General features: G+C 74.0%; 12 protein-coding genes. 10 read left to right on the forward strand and 2 right to left on the reverse strand.

Translation table 11 applies throughout. From position 1 onward, the window contains the following. Positions 1 to 6 precede the first annotated feature (6 nt). Both O1G21_RS23870 and O1G21_RS23875 read left to right on the forward strand, forming a co-directional pair. Positions 7 to 3,909: a glycosyltransferase family 2 protein gene (locus tag O1G21_RS23870; RefSeq protein ID WP_270146633.1), complete on the forward strand. Its 3,903-nt coding sequence runs from the start codon at positions 7 to 9 to the stop codon at positions 3,907 to 3,909. A gap of 6 nt (positions 3,910 to 3,915) precedes the next feature. Beyond that, a complete protein-coding gene (locus O1G21_RS23875) occupies positions 3,916 to 5,649 on the forward strand; it encodes a DUF5719 family protein (protein ID WP_270146634.1) in 1,734 nt (577 codons plus the stop codon). A 45-nt stretch (positions 5,650 to 5,694) separates the two neighbouring features. Here O1G21_RS23875 and O1G21_RS23880 read toward each other — a convergent pair whose 3' ends face one another. Then, positions 5,695 to 6,147, reverse strand: a complete 453-nt coding sequence (locus tag O1G21_RS23880) for a metallopeptidase family protein (RefSeq protein ID WP_270146635.1) — start codon at positions 6,145 to 6,147, stop codon at positions 5,695 to 5,697. Between the two features lie 220 nt (positions 6,148 to 6,367). On the opposite strand from O1G21_RS23880, the gene O1G21_RS23885 reads away from it, so the two are divergent. The 7 genes from O1G21_RS23885 to O1G21_RS23915 all read left to right on the forward strand — a co-directional run bounded on the left by O1G21_RS23885 (position 6,368) and on the right by O1G21_RS23915 (position 13,595). Further along, positions 6,368 to 6,733 (forward strand): DUF3499 domain-containing protein, encoded by a 366-nt coding sequence (locus O1G21_RS23885; protein ID WP_270146637.1) that lies wholly within the window; start codon positions 6,368 to 6,370, stop codon positions 6,731 to 6,733. A gap of 150 nt (positions 6,734 to 6,883) precedes the next feature. Beyond that, on the forward strand, positions 6,884 to 8,269 hold the full coding sequence (locus O1G21_RS23890) for a phosphomannomutase/phosphoglucomutase (RefSeq protein ID WP_270146638.1): 1,386 nt from the start codon (positions 6,884 to 6,886) through the stop codon (positions 8,267 to 8,269). Between the two features lie 105 nt (positions 8,270 to 8,374). Continuing rightward, positions 8,375 to 8,557 (forward strand): Trm112 family protein, encoded by a 183-nt coding sequence (locus tag O1G21_RS23895; protein ID WP_270146639.1) that lies wholly within the window; start codon positions 8,375 to 8,377, stop codon positions 8,555 to 8,557. An 83-nt stretch (positions 8,558 to 8,640) separates the two neighbouring features. Then, positions 8,641 to 9,885: an SIS domain-containing protein gene (locus O1G21_RS23900; protein ID WP_270146641.1), complete on the forward strand. Its 1,245-nt coding sequence runs from the start codon at positions 8,641 to 8,643 to the stop codon at positions 9,883 to 9,885. Between the two features lie 169 nt (positions 9,886 to 10,054). Beyond that, on the forward strand, positions 10,055 to 11,032 hold the full coding sequence (locus O1G21_RS23905) for a cation diffusion facilitator family transporter (protein WP_270146642.1): 978 nt from the start codon (positions 10,055 to 10,057) through the stop codon (positions 11,030 to 11,032). A gap of 337 nt (positions 11,033 to 11,369) precedes the next feature. Next, entirely contained in the window at positions 11,370 to 12,818 is a 1,449-nt protein-coding gene (ahcY, locus tag O1G21_RS23910) for an adenosylhomocysteinase (protein ID WP_270146643.1), read from the forward strand. A 147-nt stretch (positions 12,819 to 12,965) separates the two neighbouring features. Beyond that, positions 12,966 to 13,595, forward strand: a complete 630-nt coding sequence (locus O1G21_RS23915; RefSeq protein ID WP_270146644.1) for a hypothetical protein — start codon at positions 12,966 to 12,968, stop codon at positions 13,593 to 13,595. Between the two features lie 29 nt (positions 13,596 to 13,624). On the opposite strand, the gene O1G21_RS23920 is transcribed toward O1G21_RS23915, so the two are convergent. Further along, the gene (locus O1G21_RS23920) at positions 13,625 to 14,614 is read right to left on the reverse strand and encodes an RDD family protein (protein WP_270146645.1); all 990 of its coding nucleotides are present in this window, start codon (positions 14,612 to 14,614) and stop codon (positions 13,625 to 13,627) included. 242 nt (positions 14,615 to 14,856) lie between these two features. Between O1G21_RS23920 and O1G21_RS23925 the strand changes: the two genes are divergently transcribed. After that, positions 14,857 to 15,861 (forward strand): stage II sporulation protein M, encoded by a 1,005-nt coding sequence (locus O1G21_RS23925; protein ID WP_270146646.1) that lies wholly within the window; start codon positions 14,857 to 14,859, stop codon positions 15,859 to 15,861. Positions 15,862 to 16,388: the final 527 nt, after the last annotated feature.

A 16,388-nucleotide genomic window follows, 5' to 3' on the forward strand; every position in this document is an offset into this window, starting at 1 on the left:
CACTCGATGACCGTCTACAGCCACCAGAGCGGCTTCACCGCTTCCAGGCCGCCCGCCTACCCGCGTCACCTGGTCACCGCGGTGATCGTCTCGCACGACGGCGCCCGCTGGCTGCCGCAGGCCCTGGCCGGCCTGCTCGGCCAGGACCGCCAAGTCCAGCGGATCCTCGCGGTCGACACCGGATCCACCGACGACTCCCCGCAGCTGCTCGCCGACACCCTCTCCGACTGGCTGCCCGAGAGCGGCCCGGTGGTGCTCGGCCGCCGGGCCGGCTTCGGCACCGCCGTCGCCGAGGCGGTCTTCAACAGCCCGCCGCTGCGTCCGGAAGACCTCCCGTACCGGCTCGACCCCTCCGGCTACGACCCGGTCACCGGCGGCTGGGACGACTTCGGCGACCCGCTCGCCCAGGAGGACGACCTCGGCCGCGGCGGCCCGCGCGAGACCCAGCCGATCGAATGGCTCTGGCTGCTGCACGACGACTGCGAGCCGCAGACCGACGCGCTGCGCCGCCTGCTCCAGGTCGCCGATTCCACCCCGAGCGCCGGCGTGATCGGCCCCAAGCTGCGCAGCTGGTACGACCGCCGCCAGCTCCTCGAGGTCGGCGTGACCATCGCCCGCTCCGGGCGGCGCTGGACCGGCCTCGACCGTCGCGAGCAGGACCAGGGCCAGCACGACCAGGTCCGCCCGGTGCTCGCCGTCTCCAGCGCCGGCATGCTGGTGCGCCGGGACGTCTTCGAGGAGCTCGGCGGCTTCGACAAGGCCCTCCCGCTGATGCGGGACGACACCGACTTCTGCTGGCGGGTCAACGCCGCCGGCCACCGCGTGGTGATCGCCCCCGACGCCGTGCTGCGGCACGCCGAGGCGGCCAGCCGCGAGCGCCGGGCGATCGACTGCGCCCCCTCCCACCCGCACCGGGTGGACAAGGCCGGCGCCGTCTACGCCCTGCTCGCCAACTGCAAGGGCGCGTTGTTCCCGTACGTGCTGCTGCGCCTGGTGCTCGGCACCCTGGTGCGCGCCGTCACCAACCTGCTCGGCAAGGACCCGCGCCAGGCGGTCGACGAACTGGCCGGGCTCGGTCACGAACTCGTCCGTTTCCCAAGGCTGTTGGTCGCCCGCAAGCGCCGCGCCCGGACCAGGGCGGCGGACGCCCTGGACGACCGCACGCTGTTCCCGGCCCCCGGCGCGACCATCCGGCTCGCCGTCGAGGGCGTGATCGCCTCGCTCGGGATAGGGGGCGGCGACGACACCGGCAGCCGGCACGGCTCGGTCGAGGCGGGCGGCGACGACGACGGCGAGGACCTGGTCGTCGAGCAGTTCGCGCTGCTCAAGAAGCTGGCCCGGCGCCCCGCGCCGGTGCTCTTCGCGGCCCTGCTGGTGTTCGCCCTGATCGCCTGCCGCAGCCTGCTCGGCGGCGGCGAGCTGTTCGGCGGCGCCCTGCTGCCCGCCTCCGACGGCGCGGGCGGCCTGTGGTCGATGTACGCGGACGCCTGGCACCCGATCGGCACCGGCTCCACCGCCGCCGCGCCGCCGTACCTCGGCGTGCTCGCGGTGCTCTCCTGGCTGCTGTTCGACCACGCCGACCTCGCGCTCACCCTGCTGGTCGTGCTCACCGTCCCGCTGGCCGCGGTCAGCGCCTACCTGGTGTCCCGGCCGCTGCTGGACTCCAAGCTGGTCCGCGCCTGGGCCAGCGCCACCTACGCGCTGCTGCCCGCCGCGACCGGGGCGCTCGCCCAGGGCCGGATCGGCACCGCCGTCCTCGCCGTGCTGCTGCCGCCGCTGGCCCGCGCCGCCGCGATCGCGGCCGGCCTCGGCATCCGCCAGGAGAGCGCCGCCAAGGGCGCCCGCCCCGGCTGGCGGCCGGTCTGGATGACCGTCCTGCTGCTCACCCTGGCCACCGCCTTCGTCCCGCTGACCTGGGCGCTCGCCGTGCCGCTGTGCCTGGCGACGCTGGTCCTCGCGGTGCTGCGCGGCGGCGCCTTCGGCTCCGCCGGTACGGCGCTGCGGCTGCTCGGCCTGCGCGTCCTGGTGATCCTCGCGGTGCCGGTCGCGGTGCTGGCCCCCTGGTCGCTGAAGGTGCTGTCGCACCCGCAGTGGCTGCTGCTGGAGGCCGGGCTGCCCGGTCTGCACGGCGGCGGGGCGAGCGCGGCCGGCCTGCTGCTGGTCAACCCCGGCGGCGCCGGGGTGCCGCCGGTCTGGCTCTCCGCCGGTGTCGTGCTGGCCGCGCTGGCGGCGCTGCTGCGCGCCGACCGGCGCCGCGCGGTGCTCGCCGCCTGGGGCGCGGCCGGGGCCGGCCTGCTGTTCGCGGTCGCGGTGGCGGGCACCTCCGTCACCCCGGCCTCCGGCGGCCAGGCGGTCCCCGCCTGGGCCGGACCGGCCACCCTGATCGCCGGGATCGCCCTGCTCGCCGCCGCCGCGATCGGCGCCGACGGCGCCAACGCCCGCGTCGCCGGGATCGCCTTCGGCTGGCGCCAGCCGGTCGCCGCCCTGGTGGTGGCCGCAGCCGTGCTGGCCCCGCTGGGCACCGGGCTGTGGTGGGCGCTGACCGGCGCCGGCGGCCCGCTGCACCGCGCCGACGCCGGCCAGGTGCCCGCCTTCATCGCCGAGGAGGCCGGCACCACCGACCGGGCCCGCACCCTGGTGGTCACCGGACAGAAGGGCGCCGTCCGCTACACCGTGCTGCGCGGCTCCGGCCTGACCCTCGGCCAGGCGGAGTCCACCGTCGACCCGGCCACCGGCACCCAGGACGGCCTGAACAAGATGGTCGGCAGCCTGCTGGCCGGCTCCGGCGCCGACCAGGCGAACGCCCTGGCCGGCTACGGCATCGCCTACGTGCTGGTCGAGAAGCAGGCCGTCGGCGCCTTCAAGGACGTCCTGGACACCACCCCCGGCCTGGTCAAGGCCAACCAGGGGGGCGACACCGCGCTCTGGCAGGTCAACGGTGCCCCCGCGGTGCGCGCGGTGATCACCTCGCCGGGCGCCGGCCCGGTGGTCGTCCCGGCCGGGCCCCGCGACATCGCCACCACCGTCCCGGACGGCCCGGACGGCCGGGTGCTGCGGCTCGCCGAGTCCGCCGCCCCCGCGTGGAAGGCCACCGTGGACGGCACCGCCCTGGAGCCCACCACCGTCGACGGCTGGGCGCAGGGCTTCAAGCTCCCGGCCGCCGGCGGCAAGCTGAGCGTCACCCGCGAGGGCAGCCTCGTCCACACCGGCTGGATCTGGGCCCAGGTGCTGCTCGGCCTCACCATCCTGGTGCTGGCCCTGCCCGGCCGGCGCAGCCACAAGGACGACGACCTGCCCGAGGAGGTGGTGGCCGCCGCCGCGCTGGCCGCCGCCGCCCAGGCGCAGGCCCCGGCCCCCGGCAGCCGCCGGGCCCGCCGGATGGCCGAGCGCGGCGAGGGCGAGGAGCCCGGCGCCGAGGAGCCCGGGGTGTACGAGGGCCGGCCGGGAGCGGTCCCGCCCCAGCCGACCGGCGAGCCGACGGCCGGCGCGGTCCAGGCGGCCGCCGCCGCCCAGGAGACAGAGCCGTACACCGACCCGTACCAGACCTACCAGCAGGCCGACCCGTACAGCTACGACCAGTACGCGGCCCAGCAGCCGGCGGCCGCGCCGTACGGCACCCAGGGGTACGGCCACCAGGAGTACGACGGCCAGGGCTACGACGGCCGGCCGCAGGCGTACCCGCATCAGGCCCACCCCCAGCAGAACTTCCCCCAGCACGGTTACGAGCAGCAGGGCTACGAGCAGTACCCGCAGGAGCAGTACGGCTACGACCCCTACCAGCAGCAGCCCCAGCAGGCCTGGCTGCCGGACCAGCAGCAGGGCGAGCCGTACTACGACCCCAATGAACCGGGCGGCACCGGCCACTCCTCGGCGAACTACCGTCCGCACCAGCACGGATCGGGGAACTGACCCGCGATGAAGAAGCCCGCTTTCAGGAAGAAGTTCGGCACCGGGCCCGAGCAGGCCTTCGAGCCCGCCGCCGTCGAGCCGGCCGGGGCCGCCGAGCCCGCCCGCGCGGCGGCGCCGGTCCCCGGCCGGCCCACGGGGAAGACCACCCAGTCCCTGCTGGCCGCGGCCGTGGTGCTGGCGGCGGTGTTCGGGATCGCCGAGGTGCGCCGGCCGGCGAGCCCGGCCGCGGCGGACGACGGGGTCGCCCCCAGCACCGCCCAGGTCGAGCGGACCGCGGCGGTCTGCCCGCAGCCGTTCCAGGGCCTGACCGGCTCGACCACGCTCACCGCCTACACCCCGCCCGGCACCGGCTCCGCCACCGGCGGCGCCGGCTGGCTCTCCGACCAGGCCGCCCCCGCCACCCCGCCGACCACCTCCCCCTCGGCCCCGGCGCAGACCGGATCGCCCACGGCGGCGCCGACCGGATCGCCGACCGCGGCCCCGAGCGGCTCCGGCGCCCCGGCCACCCCGGCCCCGGACAAGAACGCCGCCCCCGCCGACGCCAAACTGACCCTCACCAAGCCCGGCACCCCGGCGACCGGCCCGGCCACCAACGGCGACGCCGCGCCCGGCACCGGGGCCGTCGCCACCGGTGCGCTCGCTCCCGGCTTCACCGTCACCCAGACCACCGTGGTCACCGAGCAGCGCGGCCTGGGCCTGTCCGGCCTCACCTGCACCCCGGAGAACACCAGCTTCTGGTTCGCTGGGGCCAGCACCGCCGGCGACCGGGTCGACTACCTCAGCCTGGTCAACCCCGAGTCCTCCGCCGCCGTGGTCGACATCCAGCTGTACGGCGACAAGGGCCTGATCGACAACGACGCCGCCAACGGCATCACCGTCGCCCCCGGCAGCTCGCAGTCCGTCCTGCTGTCGACCATCAGCAAGGGCGCCGTCACCGACCTCGCCGTGCACGTGGTGGTGCGCTCCGGGCGGATCGGCGCCGCGCTGCACGCCGCCGACGGCTCCAAGGGCGCCGACTGGATCCCCGCCTCGGCCGACCCGGCCCCCACCCAGGTGCTGCCCGGCCTGCCCGCCGACACCGCCGCCGCCCACCTGGTGGTCTGGGCGCCGCCGGAGGACGACGCCGACCTGAAGATCCAGCTCTCCGGCAAGAACGGCTGGTTCACCCCGGCCGGCAACGAGTCCATCCACGTCAAGGCGGGCATGGTGGCAGCCGTCGACCTCGGCAAGGTCACCCGGGACGAGGTCGCCGGACTGCGGCTGTCGCCCAGCGACGACAAGCACGCCGTCCCGGTCGTGGCCGGCCTGCGGGTCGACCGCACCGGCGGCAACGGCAAGAGCGACGCGGCCTGGCTCACCGGCAGCAGCCCGGTCGGTGCCCGCGCCACCGTCGCCGACAACCGGGCCGGTGCCGCCACGCTGTTCCTGACCTCCACCGGCGACGCCGCCACCGTCAAGGTCACCGGCTCGGCCGGCAGCAGCGGCGGCACCCCGGCGACCAAGGAGGTCCAGCTCCCGGCCGGCGGCACGGTCGCCATCCCGGCGCCCGAGCCCGCCGGGCTGAACGGCGTCTTCGCGCTCACCGTGGAGACCGAGTCCGGCGGTCCGGTGGTCGCCGCCCGGATGCTCGCCCTGCCCACCAAGGACGTGCCGATGTTCACCGTCCAGGCGCTGCGCGACGACCACAGCACCGTCCAGGTGCCGCAGGCCGCCCAGGACCCGGGGGTCGTGCTGCGCTGACCGCCCCTCCCGGGGGCCCGCCGACAGGCCCGGGCGCCCGGGAGGTCAGTCCTCGTCGTAGCGCGGGTCGATCGCGTCCGGTGACAGCCCCAGCAGCTCGGCCACCTGCTCGATCAGGATCTCGTGCACCAGCGCCGCCCGGTCCTCCCGGGTCTTCGCCCGGATCTCCACCGGCCGCCGGTACACCACGATCTGGCTCTTGCGGCCCTTCTCGCCCGGCGACACCCGGCCCAGCGGCACGCCGTCCCCGCCGTCGGCGCCGTCCGCCTCGTGCAGCGGCACCTCCTGCACGGCGAACTCCACCTCGATCAGCTGCGGCCACCGCCGCTCCAACCGCTCCACCGACTCGCGCACGTAGTCGTCGAACAGTTCGGAACGGGTGAGCGAGATCGGCACCTGGGGCGGCGCCAGCGGGCCGCGCAGCCCTCTGCCGTGCCGGTCGCGGTGCCGGGGGCGACGCGAGGGGCCTGTCGATGACTGCGGTGCGGAGCTGTCCATATCACTGCCGAGAGTAGTCCTTGGCGGGTCGGAAGTGGACCACTCCGACGGGGGAATCGCCGGTACGACGGCGCGTGCCCGGGCGGCCGGAGCGAGCGGGGCCGCAGGAGCCGCACCGCGCGCCGAGGGCGCCCCCGCGGGTGCGCGGACCGCGACACGGCACCCCCGCCGGGCAGGCGGTCTTCGCTCCCCGGCGGGGAGTGCGGTACCGTCCACCCTCGTGAGCTCTGTACGTCGTTGTTCGCGGACCGCGTGCGGCCGACCGGCCGTCGCGACGCTGACGTACGTCTACGCGGACTCCACCGCCGTGCTGGGCCCGCTCGCCACCTACGCCGAGCCGCACTGCTACGACCTGTGCGCCGAGCACGCCGAGCGGCTCACCGCCCCGCGCGGCTGGGAGGTGGTCCGGCTCGCCGCCGAGGCCGGCCCGCTCCGCCGCAGCAGCGACGACCTGGAAGCCCTCGCCAACGCCGTCCGCGAGGCCGCCCGCCCGCAGACCCCCCGTCAGGGCCGCGTCCCCGAGGGCGAGTCCACCGAGGGCGGCCGCCGCGGGCACCTTCGGGTGCTGCGCTCGCCCGACAACTAGGGCCTGCCCCTGCGGCCCCCGAGGCCCTCACCCGGGACAGGGCGTTCGCCCGGCCCGGGTACGCTGCCCGTCTGAACGTCACCGCGACCCGTCGATCGAACGGGCGGGTGGCCCGACGCATCGATCAGACAGAACCAGGGTGGAGCCGCAGTGCGCGACCTCAAGCAGCTCGTGAAGGCGTACGACGTCCGAGGCGTCGTCCCGGACCAGTGGGACGAGAGCCTGTCCCGGGCCTTCGGCGCCGCGTTCGTGCAGGTCACCGGCGCGTCCGCGATCGTGGTCGGGCACGACATGCGGCCCTCCTCCCCGTCGCTCAGCCGGGCCTTCGCCGAGGGCGCGGCGGCCTACGGCGCCGACGTGGTGCAGATCGGCCTCTGCTCCACCGACCAGCTCTACTACGCCAGCGGCAAGCTCGATCTGCCCGGCGCGATGTTCACCGCCAGCCACAACCCGGCCCAGTACAACGGCATCAAGCTCTGCCGGGCCGGCGCCGCCCCGGTCGGCCAGGACACCGGCCTGTCCGAGATCCGCGAGCTGGTCGAGTCCTGGACCGCCGAGGACGACACCGTCACCGTCCCGGCCCGGGACGTGGAGCCTGGCGCGCTCTCCGCGCAGGAGACCCTGCGCGGCTACGCCGACCACCTGCTCGGCCTGGTCGACCTCACCGCGATCCGCCCGCTCAAGGTCGCCGTGGACGCCGGCAACGGCATGGGCGGCCACACCGTGCCGACCGTCTTCGACGGCCTGCCGATCGAGCTCGTCCCGATGTACTTCGAGCTGGACGGCACCTTCCCCAACCACGAGGCCAACCCGCTCGACCCGAAGAACCTGGTCGACCTGCAGGCCAAGGTCCGCGAGGTCGGCGCCGACGTCGGCCTGGCCTTCGACGGCGACGCCGACCGCTGCTTCGTCGTCGACGAGCGCGGTGAGCCGGTCTCCCCGTCCGCGATCACCGCCCTGGTCGCCGCCCGCGAGATCGCCCGCGCCAAGGCCGCCGGCGAGACCGAGCCGACGATCATCCACAACCTGATCACCTCCTGGACCGTCCCCGAGGTGGTCCGCGAGCTCGGCGCCACCCCGGTGCGCACCCGGGTCGGCCACTCCTTCATCAAGCAGGAGATGGCCGTCACCGACGCCGTCTTCGGCGGCGAGCACTCCGCGCACTACTACTTCCGCGACTTCTGGCGCGCCGACACCGGCATGCTGGCCGCGCTGCACGTGCTGGCCGCGCTCGGCGGGCAGCAGGGCACCCTGTCCGAGCTGACCGCCGAGTACGACCGCTACGCCGCCTCCGGCGAGATCAACAGCACCGTCGCCGACCAGGCCGCCAGCACCGCCGCCGTCCGCGCCGCCTACGCCGGCCTGGAGGGCACCACCGTGGACGAGCTGGACGGGCTCACCGTGGCCGGCCCGGACTGGTGGTTCAACCTGCGCGCCTCCAACACCGAGCCGCTGCTGCGCCTCAACGTCGAGGCCAAGGACCCGGCGCGGATGGCCGAGCTGCGCGACGGCGTGCTCGCCATCGTCCGCGGCTGAGCCCCGGCGACGTCCGCGCCTGACAACGGGCCCCGCTGCCCCGGCCGGTAGGGTTGCCTATCGGCCGGGGCACCTCCGTGCCACCACCGAACTTTGGAGAGCCCCATGAAGCTCGAATCCTTCCTGCTGGAGATCCTGGTCTGCCCGCAGTGCCGGGCCGCGCTCACCGAGGGCGGCACCGAGGAGCAGCCCGAGCTGGTCTGCACCGGCGCGGACTGCGGCCTCGCGTACCCGATCCGCGAGGGCATTCCGGTCCTCCTGGTGGACGAGGCCCGCCGCCCGGCCTGATCCTGTTGGGGCGTGTCGGACACGTCCCGGGGCGCAAGCCCCACCCGCGCCCGCCGACCACAGGACAGCCGGAGGCCCGCCGCATGCTCGACGACACCCTGCTCGACGACCCGGCCGCCCTCCAGCGCGCCGACCACGACCGCGCCCTGCTGGCCCTGGCCGGCGCCGGAGCCCGGGTCCGCACCGCGCTGCGGCAGGCCGACGCGGCCGGCCTCGACCGGCTGCGCCCGGACGGCCGCCCGCGCGCCGTCCTGGTCGCCGGGCACGGCAGCGCCCTGACGGCGGCCGAGATCCTCGCCGCGCTCGCCGGGTCCGCCACCCTGGTCGCCCCGCTGCCGCCGACCGAGGCCGCCGCCCCGCGCGCCGACCGGGCCGGCGTCCCGCCCGCCTTCACCGCCGGGCTCGGCTGGCAGCTGCCCGGCTGGGCCGGCCCGCTCGACCTGCTCGTGGTCAGCTCCACCGACGGCGGTGAGCGGGGCCTGATCAGCCTCGCCGAGCAGGCGTACGCGCGCGGCTGCTCCATCGTCGTCACCGCCCCGGCCGGCAGCCCGCTGGCCGAGGCCGCGCTGCAGGTGCGCGCGCTGCCGCTGCCGTACGTCGCCGCGGTGCTGCCCGACGAGGCACCGTCCGCCGCGCCGGCCACCGAGCCGGACCTGCCGGCCGAGGACCCGGCCGCGCTGTGGTCCCACCTGACCCCGCTGCTGGCGCTCGCCCAGAAGCTGGGCCTCACCCAGCTTCCGTACGACGCGCTGCCGGCCGTCGCCGACCTGCTGGACGCCACCGCGGTGCGCTGCCGCCCGGACGCCGCCGCGTACACCAACCCGGCGAAGGGGCTGGCCGCGCGGCTGGCCGGAACGGTCCCGCTGCTGTGGGCCGAGGGCCCGATCGCCGGAGCCGCCGCGGCCCGGTTCGCCGCCCAGCTGGCCGACCGGGCCGGCCGCCCGGCGCTGGCCGGCTCGCTGCCGCAGGTGCTCACCGCCCACCGGGGCATGTTCACCGGCCAGTTGGGGGCGGGCGCGGACCCGGACGACTTCTTCCGCGACCGGGTGGAGGAGCCCGACCCGCTGCACCTGCAGGTCCTGCTGCTGCGGCACGTCCCCGGCACCGGCGGGTCGGAGGAGCCGGACGGGCCCGCCGAGGTGACCGAGGACGACCAGCGACCGCGCAGCTTCGGCGTCAGCCGCGCGCACCGGCTGGCCGCCGCCCACGAGGTGCGGCTGACCGAGTACGCGAGCACCCTCCCCGACCCGCTGCACGCGCTGGCCGACCTGATCGCGCTGACCGACTTCGCCGCCGTCTACCTGGGGCTCGCCGCCGCGCAGTCCTGAGCGCGCTGCCGCTAAGTTGTCCGCGTGAGCGAGCGAACCATCGACGGGTGCGTATGGGCGAATGCCCCTGTCGAGCGGAGCGAGGCGGGCGTGTGAGTGAGCGAAGCGAGCGAACCATCGACGGGTGCGTATGGGCGAATGCCCCTGTCGAGCGAAGCGAGGCGGGAGCATGAGTACTGAGGGCGGGACGAAGGCACTGGTGGCGGCGCTGTCCGCGAACCTGGCGATCGCGGCGGCCAAGTTCACCGCCTTCGGCTTCACCGGCTCCTCCTCGATGCTGGCCGAGGGCGTGCACTCGGTGGCCGACTCCGGCAACCAGGTGCTGCTGCTGATCGGCGGCAGGCGGGCGCGCCGGGCGGCGGACGAGGAGCACCCGTTCGGGTACGGGCGCGAACGCTACGTCTACGGCTTCCTGGTGGCGATCGTGCTGTTCAGCGTCGGCGGCCTGTTCGCGGTCTACGAGGGCTGGCACAAGGTCAACCACCCCCAGGCGCTGGAGTCCTGGGGCTGGGCGGTGGGCGTGCTGCTCTTCGCCATCGCGATGGAGGGCTGGTCCTTCCTGACCGCGGTGCGCGAGTCCGCCAAGGCCAAGGGCGGCCAGGGCTGGGTGCAGTACATCCGCACCGCCAAGGCGCCCGAGCTGCCGGTGGTGCTGCTGGAGGACACCGGCGCGCTGATCGGCCTGGTGCTCGCGCTGCTCGGCGTCTCGCTCACCGTGGCCACCGGCAACGGCGTCTGGGACGGCGTCGGCACCCTGTGCATCGGCGTGCTGCTGGTGCTGATCGCCGTGGTGCTCGCCCTGGAGACCAAGTCGCTGCTGCTCGGCGAGTCCGCCGACCGGGAGTCGGTGCGCCGGATCCGAGCCGCGCTGGTGGACGGCGAGGCGGTCACCGGGGTGATCCACATGCGCACCCTGCACCTCGGGCCGGAGGAGCTGCTGGTCGCCGCCAAGATCGCCGTCAACGCGGAGGACAGTGCCGCCCGGGTGGCGCTGGCCATCGACGCCGCCGAGGAGCGGGTCCGCGCCGCCGTCCCGATCGCCCGGGCGATCTACCTCGAACCGGACGTCTACAGCGCGGAGAAGGCCGCCGCGGGCGAGGATCCGGCGGCCACCCCGGGCGGGCCCGGCCCGGCCGCCGCGCACTGACGCACCGTCCGCCCGGTGCTCCCGGGCCGGCCCGGGCGGAGGCCGGACCGGCGACCGAAATCGGTCATCCGCGGACGGCCGATGGGCCTCCCGGTGTAGATTCGTCACCAGAGCCAGAACGTCGCTGCTGATGGCGGTCGATCGGCGGTCCGTGCCCCCAGGGTGTGTGCCGGTCGAGGGAGAGAGGTCCTCCGACGGTTTGTGCTGCGCAGCGGGGAACCGGTCCGCACCCAGGGACCAGGTCGCCCCGGCGTAGCCGTGCACCCGGACGGCACCGCCATGCGCAACGCACATCCGGACCTTGGCCCGCCCCACCCCATCAGCGAGGAGCAGACGCATGTCGACCGACATCACCGGTGACTTCAAGGTCGCCGACCTTTCCCTGGCGGCGTTCGGCCGCAAGGAGATCCAGCTGGCCGAGCACGAGATGCCCGGCCTGATGTCCATCCGCGCCGAGTACGCCGAGTCGCAGCCGCTGGCCGGTGCCCGGATCACCGGCTCGCTGCACATGACCGTGCAGACCGCCGTGCTGATCGAGACCCTGACGGCGCTCGGTGCCGAGGTCCGCTGGTGCTCCTGCAACATCTTCTCCACCCAGGACCACGCGGCCGCCGCGATCGCGGTCGGCCCGGAGGGCACCCCGGAGAACCCGCAGGGCGTGCCGGTCTTCGCCTGGAAGGGCGAGACCCTGGAGGAGTACTGGTGGTGCACCGAGCAGGCGCTCACCTGGCCTGACGGCAAGACCCCGAACATGATCCTGGACGACGGCGGCGACGCCACCCTGCTGATCCACAAGGGCGTCGAGTTCGAGAAGGCCGGTGCCGCTCCGGACCCGTCCACCGCGGACAACGACGAGTTCCGGATCATCCTGGAGCTGCTCAACCGCACCCTCGAGGAGACCCCGAACAAGTGGACCGAGGTCGCCGCCACCATCAAGGGCGTGACCGAGGAGACCACCACCGGTGTCCACCGCCTGTACGAGATGCACCGTGACGGCCAGCTGCTGTTCCCGGCGATCAACGTCAACGACTCGGTCACCAAGTCGAAGTTCGACAACAAGTACGGTTGCCGCCACTCGCTCATCGACGGCATCAACCGCGCCACCGACGTCCTGATCGGCGGCAAGGTCGCGGTCGTCTGCGGCTACGGCGACGTCGGCAAGGGCTGCGCCGAGTCGCTGCGCGGCCAGGGCGCCCGCGTCATCGTCACCGAGATCGACCCGATCTGCGCGCTCCAGGCGGCGATGGACGGCTACCAGGTCACCACCCTGGACGACGTGGTCGAGATCGCCGACATCTTCATCACGACCACGGGCAACAAGGACATCATCATGGCCTCGCACATGGCCCGGATGAAGCACCAGGCCATCGTGGGCAACATCGGCCACTTCGACAACGAGATCGACATGGCCGGCCTGGCCAAGCTCGAGGGCGTCGTGAAGACCGAGATCAAGCCGCAGGTCCACGAGTGGCGCAAGGCCGACGGCCGCACCATCATCGTCCTCTCCGAGGGCCGCCTGCTGAACCTGGGCAACGCGACCGGCCACCCGTCCTTCGTGATGTCCAACTCCTTCGCGAACCAGACGATCGCGCAGATCGAGCTGTTCACGAAGACCGAGCAGTACCCGATCGGCGTCTACGTGCTGCCGAAGCACCTGGACGAGAAGGTCGCCCGCCTGCACCTGGACGCGCTGGGCGTGAAGCTGACCACCCTGACCCAGGAGCAGGCCGACTACATCGGCGTTCCGGTCGAGGGCCCGTACAAGTCGGAGCAGTACCGCTACTGATGCGGTGACGCCCGTACGTGCGTTGACGCCCGTACGCCGGTGGCCGGTACCCCTGGACGGGGGTGCCGGCCACCGGCGCGTCCGGGCTCGGCGCAGGTCGCCGGTCGTCCGGGTGTCGCACGAGGGCGCGCACGTAGGCTTTCGGGCATGCCCAACGGTCGGTACTCGCTCCACGACGCTCATGACCACGTGCTGCTCGGTGAGGAGCGCTTCAGCTGTGCGCCCGGCGCGGCCGGGTGGCGGTACGTCTCCAAGACCTACGGCCCGGACGGCCGGGTGATCGGCAGCGTGGACCTGACGCTGGACTCGCGCGCCCGGCCGCTGCGGATGGAGCTGCGGGCCGGCGGCTGGCAGGTGCGCGGCGGCGCGGTGGACGGGGTGGCCTGGGTCCGGACCGACGCGGCGGACCCTGGCGGCGAGCACGCGACGGAGGGGCACGACCGGGCGCACGGCTTCACCGGGCGCTCGCCGGCCTTCCTGGTCGCCACCGCCCGGATGCTGCGGTTGCGGGAGGGGGCGAGCGCGCGGGTGCGGCTGGTGGCGTTCACCGAGCCGGTGCTGGCGCCGCGCACCCTCGACCAGGGGTGGCTGCTCGAGGGCGTGGACACCCACGAGACGGACTCGGGGCCGCTGGTGGTCGAGCGGTACCAGGTGGCGGACCTGGAGACGGGGGAGCAGCAGGTCGTGCACCTGGCGGGGGACGTGGTGCTGGCGGCGGAGGGGATCGAGCTGGAGGAGTTGGCCTCGCCGCCGAACGCCTGGCGGGTGGGGGAGTAGGGAGTACGAGCGCGGCCGGCGAGCGTGGCTCAGGCGGGCGGGGCGAAGCCGGTTTCGGGGGTGGGCGGCGTGGGCGCGGCGGGCTGCGGGGGCTTGGTGAAGGACGGGGCGGCGGGGGCGGCGGCTCCGGGGTCGGTGGGCGCGGGCGCTGCGGGCAGGCCGAGGACGCGGTGGGGCACGCCGCCGGGCGTGGCCACCGGGTGCGGGGCGGGCGCCTGGACGGGGACGGGTGCCGCGAACTGCTGCCGGGCGAACTGCTGCTGGACGCGCAGCCACTCCCGGCGCTGGCGTTCGGTGAGCACCACCCCCAGATAGGCGGCCGGGTGCAGCCCCTGCGGCACCGGGTTCCCGATCCGGGTGGCCAGGTCATCGGCGAGCCCGGTGGACATCCGGAAGGTCACGCTCGGTTCCAACTGGCCGATCCGGCCCAGCAGTTGGCGGATCGCGAGCCAGAGTGGCTCGGGCACCGCGGACAGGTCCATCGCGACCAGTTCGCGGCCCATGTCGTGCAGCAACTGCGGGTGCACCGGCGGCAGCGGGCTGGCCGGCCCACCCACACCCGGGGTGCGTTCGCGGATCACCACCGTCCCGGCGAAGATGTCGCCGAGCCGCTTGCCGTCCGAGTTCAGCGCCGAGGTGATCACGGCGGGGGCGCCGGTTATCGCGATCACCTCGAAGAAGCCCACCAGTCCGCGCACCAGCGAGTGCCGGAACCGCACCGGTCCGCCGTCGGTGCGCACCACCCGCAGGCCGAGCGCAGCCTTGCCGAGCGAGCGTCCGTGGGTGAGGGTCTCGATCATCACCGGCAGGGCGACCAGGAAGAACACCGTCATGCCGAGCATCGTGGCCGCCAGCGCCGCGGTGTCGATGTCGGCCAGGGCGACGCTCATCATCAGCGAGAAGACGAACAGGGCGGCGAACTCGACGAGCAGGTCGAGCACGATCGCCAGCGCCCTGCTCGGAAGCTTCGCCGTCTGCAGGTCGAGGACGACCGCCTCACCCGTCACCAGGTCGCTCAAGACACCTGTCCGTTCACGCTCACGCGGGACGGTGGGAGTGCGGTTGGACCGGCCCCCACTGCCCGCTCTCCGCAGTCTGATCCGCAGCCGCAAACATACGGCGCCCGGTGGGCGCACGGGAAGTGAGATCCCGGCGGTCGAACCGGCGGCGGCTCCTGGCATGCTGAGCCCGCACGTGTCCGTACGTACCTGCCCGATCACGCACGCGCGCCGCGCGCCAGCGCCGACCATGGAGCCGCCGAATGGACCTGGACGTCTTCGTCGCCACCCACCAGGGGGAGTGGGCCCGGCTGGACGCCCTCGCCCGCAGGCGCCGGCTCAGCGGCGAGGAGGCCGACGAGCTGGTGGGGCTCTATCAGCGCGTCACCGGCCACCTCGCCAAGGTCCAGGCCGCCGCGCCCGACCCGGCACTGGTCGGCCGGCTGACCGGCCTGGTCTCACGGGCCCGCAGCGCGGTGACCGGCGCCCGGACCAACGGCTGGCAGGACGTCGCCCGCTACTACACGGTGAGCTTCCCGGCCGCGCTGTACCGGGCCCGCCGCTGGTGGATACCGGTCGCGGTGGTCTCGCTGGTCGTCACCGCGCTGCTCGCCTGGTGGATGGCGACCCACCCCGAGGTCCGCAACAGCATGATCACCTCCGATCAGCTGCGGGAGGCGACCCGCCCCGGTGGAGAGTACGAGTCGTACTACTCGGACCGGCCGGCCAGCTCCTTCGCGGCGCAGGTCTGGACGAACAACGCCTGGGTCGCCGTGCAGTGCCTGATCTACGGGATCGCGCTGGGCATCCCGGTGCTCATGGTGATGTGGACCAACGTGGTCAATCTCGCGGTCGGCCTCGGCCTGATGGGCTCGGTCGGCCGGCTCGACGTCCTCCTCGGTCTGCTCATCCCGCACGGCCTGCTGGAGCTGACCGCGGTCTTCGTGTCCGGCGGCCTCGGCCTGCGGCTCGGCTGGACCATCATCGACCCCGGCCCGCGCACCCGCGCCGCGGCCCTGGCGGAACAGGGCCGCTCGATCATCGGGATGTCGATCGGCCTGGCGACGGTGCTGGCGGTCTCAGGCGTGCTCGAGGCCTTCGTGACCCCGTCCGGCCTGCCGACCTGGGCCCGCATTTCGATCGGTGTGCTGGCAGAGGCCGCCTTCCTCCTGTACGCCCTGGTGTTGGGCCGGAAGGCCGCGGCGAGCGGTGAGTTGGGCGATGTGGACGCGGCCGACCGGGCGGACCTGCAGCCCGTCGCGGCCTGAGCCGATGTGATCAACAGGCCGCTGACCTGCTAGTCTTCTCGCATCCCGGCCAAACCATTGACGTGGTGAGGGTGGGCTAGTAGGTTTGAACGGTTGGGACTGACTGGACAACGGTCGGGCCCAGGCGTTAGTGTCTACGACACCGCCGACATCGAGGCGAGCGCGTTTCACGAAATGCGCGCCCTCCGACGAAGCAAATACCCCGGACTGAGCACACTGAAAGCTTTGATAAGCTTCGGAGCGAAGTCCGAAGGAAATCCCGCCAGCGGGAATCGGGTGAATGAAACTCCGGAAAACGGAGCGGAAAACATCTGATAAGCTGGAAACACGAAAGAACGAAGCGCCCGGAGGGCCCGCTGGAAGGCGGCCCGAAGGAAGCGTCCGTTCCTTGAGAACTCAACAGCGTGCCAAAAGTCAACGCCAGATATGTTGACATCCCCGGCCTCGGTCATTGCGATCGGGGTTGGAGATTCCTTTTGAAATAACACTAGCGAGGACGCAGTGCGCGGGGCCGCCCTATTCCGGTG

Origin of the sequence: Kitasatospora cathayae (assembly GCF_027627435.1) — a bacterium.
Lineage (GTDB): Bacteria > Actinomycetota > Actinomycetes > Streptomycetales > Streptomycetaceae > Kitasatospora > Kitasatospora cathayae.

What these genes read in the sequence shown, in the direction of transcription:
- O1G21_RS23915 (WP_270146644.1), top strand. Translation starts at nt 12,966, where the DNA reads ATGCCCAACGGTCGGTACTCGCTCCACGACGCTCATGACCACGTGCTG.
- O1G21_RS23925 (WP_270146646.1), top strand. Translation starts at nt 14,857, where the DNA reads ATGGACCTGGACGTCTTCGTCGCCACCCACCAGGGGGAGTGGGCCCGG.
- O1G21_RS23870 (WP_270146633.1), top strand. Translation starts at nt 7, where the DNA reads ATGACCGTCTACAGCCACCAGAGCGGCTTCACCGCTTCCAGGCCGCCC.
- ahcY (WP_270146643.1), top strand. Translation starts at nt 11,370, where the DNA reads ATGTCGACCGACATCACCGGTGACTTCAAGGTCGCCGACCTTTCCCTG.
- O1G21_RS23880 (WP_270146635.1), bottom strand. Translation starts at nt 6,147, where the DNA reads ATGGACAGCTCCGCACCGCAGTCATCGACAGGCCCCTCGCGTCGCCCC.
- O1G21_RS23900 (WP_270146641.1), top strand. Translation starts at nt 8,641, where the DNA reads ATGCTCGACGACACCCTGCTCGACGACCCGGCCGCCCTCCAGCGCGCC.
- O1G21_RS23895 (WP_270146639.1), top strand. Translation starts at nt 8,375, where the DNA reads ATGAAGCTCGAATCCTTCCTGCTGGAGATCCTGGTCTGCCCGCAGTGC.
- O1G21_RS23905 (WP_270146642.1), top strand. Translation starts at nt 10,055, where the DNA reads ATGAGTACTGAGGGCGGGACGAAGGCACTGGTGGCGGCGCTGTCCGCG.
- O1G21_RS23875 (WP_270146634.1), top strand. Translation starts at nt 3,916, where the DNA reads ATGAAGAAGCCCGCTTTCAGGAAGAAGTTCGGCACCGGGCCCGAGCAG.